This is a genomic window from Streptomyces sp. NPDC052079 (genome assembly GCF_040680275.1).
Lineage (GTDB): Bacteria > Actinomycetota > Actinomycetes > Streptomycetales > Streptomycetaceae > Streptomyces.
In genome coordinates, this window is sequence record NZ_JBFAWL010000004.1 from 108,935 (window position 1) to 122,399 (window position 13,465).

Annotated in this window: 10 protein-coding genes; 6 read left to right on the top strand and 4 right to left on the bottom strand. The window is 71.4% G+C overall.

What is annotated here, in order from left to right:
• Positions 1-30 precede the first annotated feature (30 nt).
• The 5 genes from AB0L56_RS09750 (at position 31) to AB0L56_RS09770 (ending at position 6,614) form a co-directional block, all read left to right on the top strand.
• Entirely contained in the window at positions 31-1,593 is a 1,563-nt protein-coding gene (locus AB0L56_RS09750) for a PucR family transcriptional regulator (RefSeq protein ID WP_365420959.1), read from the top strand.
• A 155-nt stretch (positions 1,594-1,748) separates the two neighbouring features.
• Positions 1,749-2,591, top strand: coding sequence for a nitrilase-related carbon-nitrogen hydrolase (locus AB0L56_RS09755; protein WP_365420962.1), 843 nt, complete (start codon positions 1,749-1,751; stop codon positions 2,589-2,591).
• A 65-nt stretch (positions 2,592-2,656) separates the two neighbouring features.
• A complete protein-coding gene (gene hydA, locus AB0L56_RS09760; protein ID WP_365420965.1) occupies positions 2,657-4,042 on the top strand; it encodes a dihydropyrimidinase in 1,386 nt (461 codons plus the stop codon).
• Between the two features lie 11 nt (positions 4,043-4,053).
• Positions 4,054-5,055 (top strand): TIGR03842 family LLM class F420-dependent oxidoreductase, encoded by a 1,002-nt coding sequence (locus AB0L56_RS09765; RefSeq protein ID WP_365420968.1) that lies wholly within the window; start codon positions 4,054-4,056, stop codon positions 5,053-5,055.
• Positions 5,056-5,084: 29 nt separating this feature from the next.
• Positions 5,085-6,614 (top strand): NCS1 family nucleobase:cation symporter-1, encoded by a 1,530-nt coding sequence (locus AB0L56_RS09770; protein WP_365420970.1) that lies wholly within the window; start codon positions 5,085-5,087, stop codon positions 6,612-6,614.
• Between the two features lie 22 nt (positions 6,615-6,636).
• On the opposite strand, the gene AB0L56_RS09775 is transcribed toward AB0L56_RS09770, so the two are convergent.
• From AB0L56_RS09775 to AB0L56_RS09790, 4 genes are all read right to left on the bottom strand, one after another.
• Complete coding sequence (locus tag AB0L56_RS09775) at positions 6,637-7,497, bottom strand: CAP domain-containing protein (protein WP_365420973.1); 861 nt, start codon at positions 7,495-7,497, stop codon at positions 6,637-6,639.
• Positions 7,498-7,860: 363 nt separating this feature from the next.
• Entirely contained in the window at positions 7,861-8,523 is a 663-nt protein-coding gene (locus AB0L56_RS09780) for a hypothetical protein (RefSeq protein ID WP_365420976.1), read from the bottom strand.
• Positions 8,524-8,703: 180 nt separating this feature from the next.
• Positions 8,704-9,768: a biotin/lipoate A/B protein ligase family protein gene (locus AB0L56_RS09785; RefSeq protein WP_365420979.1), complete on the bottom strand. Its 1,065-nt coding sequence runs from the start codon at positions 9,766-9,768 to the stop codon at positions 8,704-8,706.
• 90 nt (positions 9,769-9,858) lie between these two features.
• Entirely contained in the window at positions 9,859-11,052 is a 1,194-nt protein-coding gene (locus tag AB0L56_RS09790) for a hypothetical protein (RefSeq protein ID WP_365420982.1), read from the bottom strand.
• Positions 11,053-11,444: 392 nt separating this feature from the next.
• Here AB0L56_RS09790 and AB0L56_RS09795 point away from each other — a divergent pair, with 392 nt between their 5' ends.
• Positions 11,445-13,271, top strand: a complete 1,827-nt coding sequence (locus tag AB0L56_RS09795; protein ID WP_365420984.1) for a gamma-glutamyltransferase — start codon at positions 11,445-11,447, stop codon at positions 13,269-13,271.
• The last annotated feature ends 194 nt before the right edge of the window (positions 13,272-13,465 follow it).

Sequence of the window (13,465 nt, forward strand, 5' to 3'; positions counted from 1 at the left end):
GAGCGGTACACCGAGCAGAAGGACGCTGCCATGACGACCTGGGAGGCATCCGCACCGGCCCTGTCGGTCCGGCAGGTCCTCGCCCTGGAGCGGGTGCTCGCCGGGGAGCCCGAGGTGGTGGCGGGCGCGGGGCGGCTGGACCGGCCGGTGCGCTGGGTGCACGTCGCCGAGGCGGCGGACGTCGGGGTGATGCTCAGCGGCGGCGAGATGGTGCTCACCACCGGGGTGCTGCTCGCCGGTGACGAGGACAAGCAGGCCGAGTACGTCCGCTCCATGCACCGCGCCGAGGCGTCCGCCGTGGTCCTCGGGCTCGGCCGCGCCTTCCCGTCCCCGCCGGAGGCCATGCGGCGGGTGGCGGAGCGGTGCGGCATGCCCCTCGTCGTCCTCCACCGGCCCTTCCCCTTCGCCCAGTTGACCGAGGAGGTGCAGTCCCGGCTGGTACGGCGCAAGTTCGCCGCCGTCAGTCTCTCCGAGGCCGTACGCACCGAACTCACCGCGCTGATCACCACCGGCGCCCCGCTGCAGCGTCTGCTCGACGAGGTGGCCCGGCACAGCGGCTGCCCCGTCGTCGTCACCAACCTCGCCCACCGCGTCCTCGGCACGGCGGGGGAGCGGCCCGCCGTGGACGACGTCCTGCGCGACTGGGAACGCATCGCCCGGCAGGCCGGCCGCGGCGAGGGCGACGGCTGGATCCGCGCCGAACTCGGCGGGCGGGGCGAGCGGTGGGGCCGCATCGTGCTGTGCGGCTACCGGGGCGACACCGCCACCGGACGGCTGCTCGCCGACCGCGCCGCCGAGGCCCTGGTGCTGCACCGCATGCTCGGCGGCACTAACGCCTGCTCCTGGGAGGAACAGTCCGCGCAGAGCCTGCTGACCGACCTGGTCAGCGGCGTCGTACCGGCGAGGCAACTGCTGCCCCGGGCGCGCGCGGCCGGGCTGCCGGTGAACCGGCGCACCTTCGTGCCGCTCGTCGTGCGGGGCCGGGACGCCGCCCGGCTTGACCGCGTACTGCGTCTGCTGGGGCTGCCCGGCATCGCCGCCGAACTCGCCGACACGGCGACCGCCGTGCTGCTGAGCCTCGCCCGCGACCAGGACGCCGACGCCCTCACCGGCCACTTCGCCGCCCGGCTGCGCGCCGAGCCGGGGGCCGGTCCAGCGGTGGTGGCGGCGGCCGGCGCCCGCACCGACTTCGACGACGTGCCCGCCGGGCTGCGCGAGGCCCGGCATGTGGCCGACGCCGTGGCGGACTCCGCCGCCGCACTGGACCTGCCGCCCGTGGTCCGGCTCCGGGACGTCCATCTCCGGGGCCTGATCCGGCTGTTGCGGGACGATCCGCAGGTGCAGTCCTTCGCGGAGCGGGAGCTGGACGGACTGCTGTGCGACCCCGCCGAGGACCTGCTGTCCGTGCTGCGCACCTACCTCGCCACCGGCCGCAATAAATCCCGCACCGCGCAGCTCCACCATGTCTCCCGGCCCGCGCTCTACCGCCGGCTGGAGGCGATACAGACCCGCCTGGGCGTGGACCTCGACGACTTCGAACAGGCCGCCTCGGTCCACATCGCGCTCCTCGCACACGACGCGCAACAGCGCTGAAACACGCGACCCACCTGCGACAACGGCGGTGACACATGGGACGTCGACGGGTGACACGGTGACACGCCACACCCCGGCAGACGTGACACGATGCAACTCAAAGCAGGCTCGTCCCCTCCCTAGGCTCGCCGCACACCGAGCGACCGGAGGTTTCGATGAGTCCGATGATCCGTGCCGCCGTCTTCCAGACCGCCTGGACCGGCGACAAGGAGTCGATGATCCAGGTCCACGAGCAGGCCGCCCGCGACGCCGCCGCCCAGGGCGCCCAAGTGCTCTGCTTCCAGGAGCTGTTCTACGGGCCGTATTTCTGCCAGGTGCAGGACCCGGCGTTCTACGAGTACGCCGAACGCATCCCGGACGGGCCGATCGTTCAGCGCTTCCAGTCCCTGGCCCGGGAGTTGGGGATCGTCCTGGTCCTGCCGATGTACGAGGAGGAACAGCCCGGAGTCCTCTACAACACGGCCGCCGTGATCGACGCGGACGGCACCTACCTCGGCAAGTACCGCAAGACGCACATCCCCCAGGTCAAGGGGTTCTGGGAGAAGTTCTACTTCCGTCCCGGCAACAGCGGCTGGCCCGTCTTCGACACCGCCGTGGGCAAGGTCGGCGTCTACATCTGCTACGACCGCCACTTCCCCGAGGGCTGGCGCGCGCTGGGCCTCGCGGGCGCCGAGATCGTCTTCAACCCCTCGGCCACCTCACGCGGCCTCTCCGGCTACCTCTGGCAGCTGGAACAGCCGGCGGCGGCCGTCGCCAACGAGTACTTCGTCGGCGCCATCAACCGGGTGGGCGTCGAGGAGTACGGGGACAACGACTTCTACGGCACCAGCTACTTCGTGGACCCGGAGGCCCGGTTCGTCGGCGAGCCGGCGAGCGACAAGGAGACCGAACTCGTCGTCCGCGACCTGGACATGGCCAAGCTCAGGGAGGTCCGCGACCGCTGGCAGTTCTACCGGGACCGCGCCCCGGGAACGTACGGCCCCCTGACAGCTCCCTGACGGCCCTCTGACAGCCCCCTGAAGGACCCGCACCACCGGCATCCACCCACCGCGAGGAGCGACCAATGAGCCGCACATTGATCCACGGCGGCCTCGTCATCACCGCCTCCGACGAGATCCACGCCGACGTCCTGATCGAGGACGGCCGCATCGCCGCCGTAGGTGCCGCGGGCGTCCTGACCGCCGACCGCACCATAGACGCCACCGGCAAGTACGTCATTCCGGGCGGCGTCGACGCCCATACCCACATGGAGCTGCCGTTCGGCGGCACCTTCGCCTCCGACACCTTCGAGACCGGCACCCGCGCCGCCGCCTGGGGCGGTACCACCACGATCGTCGACTTCGCCGTGCAGAGCGTCGGACGCCCCCTGCGGGAAGGGCTGGACGCCTGGCACGCCAAGGCGGAGGGAAACTGCGCGATCGACTACGGCTTCCACATGATCGTCTCCGATGTGAACCAGGAGACGCTGAAGGAGATGGACCTGCTGGTCGAGGAGGGCGTGACCAGCTTCAAGCAGTTCATGGCGTACCCGGGGGTCTTCTACTCCGACGACGGCCAGATCCTGCGCGCCATGCAGCGCTCCGCCGAGAACGGCGGGCTGATCATGATGCACGCCGAGAACGGCATCGCGATCGACGTCCTGGTCGAGCAGGCCCTGGCCCGCGGCGAGACCGACCCCCGCTTCCACGGGGAGGTCCGCAAGGCCCTGCTCGAGGCCGAGGCCACCCACCGCGCCATCCGGCTCGCCCAGGTCGCCGGCGCCCCGCTGTACGTCGTCCATGTCTCCGCCACCGAGGCGGTGGCCGAGCTGGCCCGGGCCCGCGACGAGGGTCTGAACGTCTTCGGGGAGACCTGCCCGCAGTATCTGTTCCTGTCCACCGACAACCTCGCCGAGCCGGACTTCGAGGGCGCCAAGTACGTGTGCAGCACCCCGCTGCGGCCCAAGGAGCACCAGGCGGCGCTGTGGCGGGGCCTGCGCACCAACGACCTCCAGGTGGTCTCCACCGACCACTGCCCCTTCTGCTTCACCGGCCAGAAGGAACTGGGCCGCGGCGACTTCTCCAAGATCCCCAACGGTCTGCCGGGCGTGGAGCACCGCATGGACCTGCTCCACCAGGCCGTCGTCGACGGACACATCTCCCGCCGGCGCTGGATCGAGATCGCCTGCGCCACCCCGGCCCGCATGTTCGGCCTGTACCCGAAGAAGGGCACCATCGCGCCGGGCGCCGACGCCGACGTCGTGATCTACGACCCCGGCGCAGAGCAGGTCATCTCCGCCGAGACCCACCACATGAACGTCGACTACTCCGCCTACGAGGGCAAGCGGATCACCGGCCGCGTCGAGACCGTCCTCTCGCGCGGAGTCCCCGTCATCACCGAGCGGGAGTACACCGGGCGCGCCGGGCACGGCGTGTACACCCCGCGTTCCACCTGTCAGTACCTCAACTAGGAGCCCTGCCCATGGACTTCGGACTCGTACTGCAGACCGACCCGCCGGCCTCGCGGGTGGTCGGGCTGATGAAGCGCGCCGAGCGCAACGGCTTCACCCACGGCTGGACCTTCGACTCCGCCGTGCTGTGGCAGGAACCCTTCGTCGTCTACAGCCAGATCCTGGCCAACACCACGAAACTCAAGGTCGGCCCGATGGTCACCAACCCGGGCACCCGGACCTGGGAGGTCACCGCCTCCACCTTCGCCACTCTCAACGACATGTTCGGCAACCGCACCGTCTGCGGCATCGGACGCGGCGACTCCGCGATGCGCGTCGCGGGACGCCAACCCAACACCCTGGCGCGTCTGAGCGAGGCCATGGGCGTGATCCGCGATCTCGCCGAGGGGCGGGAGACCGAGGTCGACGGACAGCCGCTGCGGCTGCCGTGGGTGCGGGAGGGGAAGCTGCCCGTCTGGATGGCGGCGTACGGGCCCAAGGCGCTCGCCCTCGCCGGGCGGAAGGCCGACGGGTTCATCCTGCAGCTCGCCGACCCGTTTCTCACCGAGTGGATGGTGAAGGCGGTGCGCGCCGCCGCCGTGGAGGCCGGGCGTGATCCGGCGGCCGTCACCATCTGCGTCGCCGCCCCCGCGTACGTCGGCGACGACCTGGCGCACGCCCGTGAGCAGTGCCGATGGTTCGGCGGGATGGTGGGCAACCACGTCGCCGACCTGGTCGCCCGCTACGGCGAGCACTCCGACATGGTCCCCGAGGCGCTGACCGCGTACATCAAGGAACGGCACGGCTACGACTACAGCCACCACGGACGGGCCGGCAACCCGTCCACCGACTTCGTGCCCGACGAGATCGTCGACCGCTTCTGCCTGCTCGGCCCTGCCGAGGCGCACATCGAGAAGCTGAAGGCGCTGCGCGACCTGGGCGTGGACCAGTTCGCCGTCTACAACATGCACGACGCGCAGGAAACGACGATCGACGCGTACGGCGCGGAGATCATCCCGGCACTCAACCGCTGAACAGGTACCACCGCCCGAAGGACACGCCCATGACCGCGACCGTCCCGCCCGTGCCGCCAGTACCACCCGAGAACCCGATACCCGACCCGGCGGGACGCGTCGAGCTCCCGCCGGGCGTCGCCCTCACCGACAGCCGCTTCGTCAACGACGACCTGCTGCCGGTGCCGCTGGCCCGCCGCCGCTGGACGACGTACAACTTCACCGCCCTGTGGGTGGGGATGGCCCACAACATCCCCTCCTGGCTGCTCGCCTCCGGTCTCGTCGCCCTGGGCATGGACTGGAAGCAGGCCGTGTTCACCATCGCGCTGGCCAACGTCATCGTGCTCGCGCCGATGCTGCTGACCGGTCACGCCGGCCCCAAGTACGGCATCCCGTTCCCCGTGCTGGCCCGGGCCTCGTTCGGGCTGCGCGGCGCCAATCTGCCGGCGATGATCCGGGCCGGGGTGGCCTGTGCCTGGTTCGGCATCCAGACCTGGATCGGCGGCCAGGGCATCTTCGTCCTCCTCGACAAGCTCTTCGGCGGCTGGGCCGAGGCGTCGGAGGTCGGCGGACAGCCGTGGACGCTGTGGGTGTGCTTCGTGCTGTTCTGGGGCCTCGAACTCGCCATCATCTACCGGGGGATGGAGACCCTGCGCCGGTTCGAGAACTGGGCCGCCCCGTTCGTGATCGTCGGCGCGCTGGTGCTGCTGGCCTGGATCGCCACGAAGGCCGGCGGCCTCGGACCGCTCCTCGACCAGCCCTCGCGGCTCGGCTGGGGCGCGGACTTCTGGCCGGTGTTCTTCCCGTCCCTGATGGGCATGATCGCCTTCTGGTCGACCCTGAGTCTGAACATTCCCGACTTCACCCGCTTCGGCGCGGGCCAGCGCGCCCAGGTCTGGGGGCAGACCCTCGGACTGCCCACCACGATGACCCTGTTCGCGCTGCTGTCCGTGTTCGTCACGTCGGGCTCGCAGGCGGTGTACGGGGCCCCGGTGTGGGACCCCGTCGCACTCGCCGGGCGGACGGACAACGTCTTCGGGCTGCTCTTCGCCCTGGTGACGGTGCTCGTCGCCACCATCTCGGTGAACATCGCGGCCAACGTGGTCTCACCCGCGTACGACCTGGCGAACCTCGCGCCCCGGTTCATCAACTTCCGCACCGGCGCCCTGGTCACCGGTGTCGTCGGCGTGCTGATCATGCCGTGGAAGCTCACCGAGACGCCCGAGCTCTACATCTTCACCTGGCTGGGGCTCGTCGGCGGGCTCCTGGGCACCGTCGCCGGCATCCTCATCGCCGACTACTGGCTGGTCCGCCGCACCGCCCTGGACCTGCCCGGCCTGTACACCCCCGGAGGGCGCTACTGGTACACCTCCGGCTGGAACCTGCGCGCCGTCGGCGCCTTCCTGATCGGCGGGGTGCTCGCGGTCGGCGGCTCCCACTCGGCCCCGGGCAAGGGACCCTTCCCCGAGGACGGGCTGATCCCCTTCCTGAAGCCCCTCGCGGACTACGGCTGGGCGGTGGGCCTCGCCGCGTCGCTGGTGGTGTACGTGGGACTGATGGCCCGGCACCGGCGCGGGTGAGCGGCCGTACGGCGGACTGGCTCTAGCGGGCCGTGCCGAAGTCCTGGGTCCAGTAGGACCCGGGCTGGGCGAGGCCGACGCCGATCTCCTTGAACGCGCAGTTCAGGATGTTCGCCTTGTGGCCGGAGCTGTTCATCCAGCCCTGCATCACCTGCTCCGGCGTGGAGTAGCCGTAGGCGACGTTCTCGCCGTAGGTGCTCCAGTTGTAGCCGGCGCGGGTGATGCGGTCGCCGGGGGAGGAGCCGTCGGAGCCGGTGTGCGACATGGTGCCGCTCGCCGCCATGTCCTTGCTGTGGTCCTGCGCCGCCTTGGTCAGGGTGGCATTCAGCTTCACCGGGGAGCAGCCCGCCTTGCCGCGTTCGGCGTTGACGAGCTCCACGACCTTGGCGACGGCGCCGGATGCCTGGGCGCCGCCCGTCGGGGCGGGGCTCGAGGTGGTGGCGGAGGGCTTGGGAGCGGCCGTGGTGGGCTTCGGAGCGGCCGTGCTCGGCTTCGGGGCCGCCGTGGTGGGCTTCGGGGCCGCGGTGGTGGGCTTGGCGGCGGGCACCTTGGGGGCCGTCGACTTCTTCTTCTGCGGCGCGTGCGACGCCTCGGTGCCGCCCTTGGGTGTGCCGGGCTTCGAAGCGCTCGCGGTGGCGGCCGCCGTGTCCGACGGTGCCGCCGAGGGCTTGCCGTGCTGCTGGCTGCTCCACTGGCGGTACCAGTCGGGTCCGTTCCACCGGTGGCTGTTCGTGGCCGCGGCGGTGGCGTCCCGGCCCTGCTGTTCCTCAGCGCCGGGCCAGTCCGTACAGGCCATGGCGACCGAGGGGATGCCTATGACGCCGATGGCGACGGTCGCGACGACCGTGCGGCGGTACTTCTGCTGATGGCGGTGCTTTCCCATGAGTGACCTCACCCCTGCTGTCGGAGGCTGGTCATTCTTCGGACGGCCCGGCGCCGGGCGCAAAGGGCTCTTCTCCTACCCGGCTTCGTAGCTCCGCAGGGGCTTGCGATGGGCCGGGGGAGCGTGCCGACCCCCTGGTGAGGGGCTCCTCGGGACACCTTCCGCCGCGTCAGAAACCCTCATGCGCCCCAGAAGGCGCGGCTACCGGCTCCCCGCCCGGTCGCCACCCGCCCGGGCCCGGTCCTCTTTCCCGGCAAGCCGGACAAGTCCCCCATGTCGTCGGTGCGGTTCCTACTAAGCGACCCGGTCAGATCGCGAAACCGGTGTGACAGATGTCACGGAACCATCAATTCCGGATCAGCGTCAGGCGTCGCCCAGGGCGGCCACGGCCTCCTTGGCGGCCTTGATGGCCCCCTTGTTGATCTCGTCCGTGCCCGGCGCCTTCTTCGACTCGAAGTCGCTGCCGTTGTACGTCACGATCACCAGCGCGTTGGAGGCGCGCGCCACCACCACGCCCTCACGGGTCTGCTGCTTGTCCTCGGTGGCCAGGTTCACCACCGAGTACGCCGCGTCCCCGAGCCCGGGAACCGCGCCCCCGCCGCTCTTCTCCTCCAGCCGCCCCTGGTACGACCGCTCCGCCGCCTCGTCCGATGCCAGCACCTCGAAGGACACGTCGAGCCAGCGGTACTCGTAGCCCTTGAGCGCGTTCCAGGAACAGGTGCGGCGCAGCTTGGCGTCCGTGGACGGTATCTCCTTGCCGGCCGTCTTGGTGCCGGGCACAAGGGAGTTGACGGTCTTGGCGGCGATGCTGTCGCACGGCGCGGGTGCGGCGGCGTACGTCTTCACGGCCTGGCTTTCGGAGGGGGCGGAGGCCGACTGGGTCTTCGTCTTCTCGGTGGGGCTCTTGTCGGCGGCGGCCTGCGGAGCGGCCAGCGGGCCGGACGACAGGGCCCAGCCCGCCGCGGCGAGGACTACCACCGGGGACAGGCGCGCGGTCAGGGCGATCGGCAGAGAAAAGGAAGGCACGGCGCACATCTCGTGGGGGAAGGTGCGGAGGGAGTCCGCACTGCGGACGGGACGCCAGTGTCACACGCATTGTTGTGGTGCGGAAGGGTCAACTCGTTCCGTAGGCGCGCGGTGACGGGGGCGTACCGTCCGGGGCGGCCGGTTGCCTCGATTCCTCTGGGAAACAGGCGATTTGAGCGGTCAGGGCACGCGCGCGATCCACTCCGGCGCGGTGAACTTCGTCTCCGCCAGCTCCTGCGCGCGAGCCAGTTCCTCGTCCGTCACCTTCCCGTCGGCGAGACCGTACCGGGCGCGGAACGAGTCGACCATCCGCTCGATGACGGCCTCGCGCGGCAGACCGGTCTGCCGGCGCAGCGGATCGACCCGCTTCTGCGCGCTCCTCGTGCCCTTGCCGGACAGCTTCTCCCGCCCGATGCGCAGCACTTCGAGCATCTTGTCGGCGTCGATGTCGTAGGCCATCGTCACATGGTGCAGCACCGCACCGGGGCCGCCGTCGGGACCGACGACCCGCTTCTGCGCGGCGCCGGCGATCTTGCCCTGGTCGGTGGCGATGTCGTTCAGCGGCTGATACCAGGCCCGGATCCCCATCTCGCCGAGGGCGCCGAGCACCCAGTCGTCGAGATAGGCGTAGCTGTCCTGGAACGACAGCCCCTGCACCAGCGCCTCGGGCACCGACAGCGAGTAGGTGATGGTGTTGCCCGGCTCCACGAACATCGCGCCGCCGCCGGAGATCCGGCGCACCACCTCGATGCCGTGCCGCCGCGCGCCCTCGGCGTCGACCTCGTTGCGCAGCGACTGGAAGCTGCCGATGATCACCGCCGGGGCGCCCCACTCCCACACCCGCAGCGTCGGGGGACGCCGGCCGGCGGCGACCTCGGCGGTCAGCACCTCGTCCAGCGCCATGTGGAACGCGGGGGACCGCGGCCCCTCGTGGAGGAACTGCCAGTCGTAGTCGGTCCAGTCGGTGGCGTGCGCCAGCGCGCGGCGCACCGCGACGCCGACACCCTCCGACGTGAGCCCGTACATCACGGTGCCCTCGGGGAGGGCGGCGTCGATCCGTGCGGCCAGGCCGGCGGCGTCGGTGCCGGCGGGGGCGCCGTCCAGCGCGCGGTTCACGGCGTCCAGTGCCTCGTCGGGTTCGAGGAAGAAGTCGCCCGCCACCCGGGGGTGCCGCAGCACGCCGTCCTCCACGTCCACGTCCACGACGACGAGCTTGCCGCCGGGAACCTTGTACTCACCGTGCACGACTCCGCCTTCCCTTCCGCCGCCCGCACCAACACCGACGGGGGCGGGGTTGTTCCCCGCCCCCTACCGGCTCCTTGCGCCGGGGATCGGTCAGCGGGCGCCGACCTCGACGGGGGTGCTCGCGCTCGTCTGGCTCCCCACCTGGAACGTCAGGGACGTGCGGCCCGCGATGGTCGGGTCGACGGCCCTGACCGCCACCCACGCGCGGGACTCCGAGACCTTGCCCGACAGCGCCAGGTTGACCTTGAAGGTGAGGGTCTGGCCGTCCGGGGAGAGCCGGCCGATGAACTGCTTGGTGGCTCCGTCACTGTCCTGCACGGTCAGCTGGTAGCCGGGATTGCCTTGCTCCACGAACCGCAGTCCCATCCCCTGGGGCAGGGTGACGGTGACGGTCTGCTCGGCGACCGGTCCTTCGTGCGTGGTCAGGTGCACCCCCGGGTAGCCCACGGGGCCACCGGCGGTCAGCCGTACGTCCGGCGGCCCGCCCGGGGTCACGGAGAAGTGCGCGGTGCGGGCGGCCGTATACCGGAAGTAGACGCTTCCGAGCTGGAAGGCGTCCTCCGGCCTCTGCGGATTCCAGCTCAGGGCGCTGGCCTTGCCGTCGGAGGTGTTGGTGGACTGCGGCCAGACCAGGAACCGGTAGTAGCCGGGCCGGTCACCCTCGTCGAGCAGGTTCACGGCGTCCAGGATGCGCTTGTTGCGGGTCCCGGCGTCCGAGTGGCCCTTGACGGTGAGCTTGACCGGATCGGGAGTGAGGTGGGACGGCGTGCCGTCCTCGTGGACCAGTTGGTAGAACACGTGGTCGCTGTTGTTGCCGGGCAGGTTCGGCCTGTCCTGCCGGGGGTTGACCAGGTCGACGATGAACTTGTCGGCGATGTAGCCGTTGTCCGCCACGCAGCCGAAGCCGGCCTGGCTGTTGGGGGTCCCACCCCAGCCCGTGTCATAGGGCAGACGGACGAAGGGCCGCCCGATCCGCCCGTTGTTCGGGTCGTAGCCCGGCCACAGGACCTCCACGTCCACATGGGTGGTGCGGGTCGAGCCGTCGCTGAGGTCGACCTTCACGCCGAGCCGGTAGGTGCGGCTGTACTCGCCCCGCTCCTCCTGGAAGGGAACGACCCGCACCCCGTCCATCTCGTAGGTCTTCTCGCTCCTGCCGGGGTGGGACAGCCACACCGAGACCTGGTGGCCGCGGTCGGCCAGGGGGCGCAGCATCGAGTGCAGCATCCACTCCGAGCCTGCGTTGTGATCCGGCGGATACCCGTACACCCGGGCCACGATGGACATGCGCCGTACGGTCGGTGCCACGGCCAGTCGGTAGGGGCGTGATGCCATCTGCTGCACCAAAAACGTCCTCCGGAGGGGGTGTTGGGCCAGGAGTGGTGAAGTCGGGCGGGGCAGGGCCGCGGGCTCCGGCTTCCCCTCCATTCAGCCCTCTCGCTCCGGTCCGGAACCAGTGCCTCCAGCCGAAACCACCACTACGTGCCCTCCCGACGCACGGCAGGAAACGCACCGCTCGAAGACGAGGTCTCGCGCCGGTCGCGAACCGCCCGTACGCCGCCCCACATCAGCCACATCACGCCGGCCGGAGGCGGGGACGAAGGGGCGCGGGGCGATCGATAGCCTGCTGGGGCAGCGGGAGGAGGAGGCTCCCGGCGCACGTTTCCCAGGGAGGCCCAATGTTCACCACCCGCCCCACCCTTCAGGGCACCTTCGGCATGGTGTCCTCCACCCATTGGCTGGCCTCGCAGTCGGCGATGGCGGTGCTGGAGGACGGCGGCAACGCCTACGACGCGGCCGTGGCCGGAGCCTTCGTCCTGCACGTCGTCGAACCGCACCTCAACGGCCCGGCGGGCGAGGTGCCGATCCTGCTGGCGCCGGCCGACGGTGAGGTGCGGGTGCTGTGCGGGCAGGGTGTCGCACCGGCCGGGGCTAGCGTCGCCCACTACACCGGGCTCGGACTGGACCTCGTCCCCGGTACCGGACCGCTCGCCGCCGCCGTGCCCGGCGCCTTCGACGCCTGGATGCTCCTCCTGCGCGACCACGGCACCAAGCCCCTCGCCGACGTCCTGAAGTACGCCATCGGGTACGCCGAGGACGGGCATCCGCCCGTCGAGCGGGTCTCCGGGACGATCGAGACCGTACGCGAGCTGTTCGAGACGGAGTGGACCTCCTCGGCCGAGGTGTATCTGCCGGGCGGCCGGGCACCGCGCCCCGGCGAGCTGCTGCGCAACCCCGCCCTCGCCGCCACCTGGAAGCGGCTGCTCGCCGAGGTCGCCGGGGCCGGTGACCGGGAGGCGCAGATCGACGCCGCGCGGGAGGTGTGGCGCAGCGGATTCATAGCCGAGGCCCTGGTCCGGCAGGCGCAACGCCCGACCATGGACACCAGCGGCGAACGCCACACCGGCACGCTCACCGCCGCGGACCTCGCCGGCTGGTCCGCCACCTACGAGACCCCGGTGACGTACGACTTCGACGGCTGGACCGTGTGCAAGGCCGGACCCTGGAGCCAGGGTCCGGTGCTGCTCCAGCAGCTCGCCCTGCTCCCGCCGGAACTGCCCCGCTCCGGCTCCGCCGACTACCTGCACCTGCTGATCGAGGGCTGCAAGCTGGCCATGGCCGACCGCGAGGCCTGGTACGGGGACGCGGCCGAGGTGCCGCTCGACGACCTGCTGTCGGCCGAGTACAACGCCGAGCGGCGGACCAAGGTCGGCCCCCGCGCCTCCCACGACCTGCGGCCGGGCAGCCCCGGCGGACGCGCGCCACGGCTCAGCGCCCACGCGCGGGTGGTGGCCACCGACGCTCCCGGCTCCCTCCCGATGGGCGTCGGGGAGCCCACGGTCGCCAAGAGCCCCACGTCCCCCGTGCCCGGCGAACCGGACGTCCGCGCCGACGGCGGCACCCGCGGCGACACCTGCCACCTGGACATCGTGGACCGCTGGGGCAACATGATCGCGGCCACCCCCAGCGGCGGCTGGCTCCAGTCCAACCCCGTCGTGCCCGAGCTGGGCTTTCCGCTCGGCACCCGGCTGCAGATGACCTGGCTGGAGGAGGGCCTGCCCAACACCCTCACCCCGGGCCGGCGCCCCAGGACCACCCTGACACCGTCCCTGGCGCTGCGCGACGGCGTCCCTGTCATGGCGTTCGGTACGCCCGGCGGGGACCAGCAGGACCAGTGGCAGCTGCACTTCTTCCTCGCCGTCGCCCTGCGCCCCAAGGTGCGCGGCGGACTCGACCTCCAGGGCGCCATCGACGCCCCGAACTGGCACAACGACAGCTTCCCCGGCTCCTTCTACCCGCGCGGCATGCGTCCGGGCAGCGTCACCGTCGAGTCCCGCATGGACCCGGTGGTGGTGGAGGCGCTGCGTCGGCGCGGCCACGAGGTGACGGTCGGCGACGCCTGGTCGGAGGGCCGTCTGTGCGCCGTCGCACGGGACCCGGCCACCGGCATCCTGTCCGCGGCGGCCAACCCACGCGGCCAGCAGGGCTACGCGGTGGGCCGTTGAACCCACGGAGCGAGGGCCTGTCCGGCGGATCAAGTCGGGGGAAAGGCGCGGCGCCTTACAACCCAGGTGTGAGCGGGGTCCGGTGCGTCCAGCCGCACGGCGGAGGAGGGAGCCGACGCGACGGGGGTCCCCGCTCGAGCGTGGGGGAGTACGGCGACCGACGCCGCAGATGGGCGTGCCAGACTCCGCGTCCC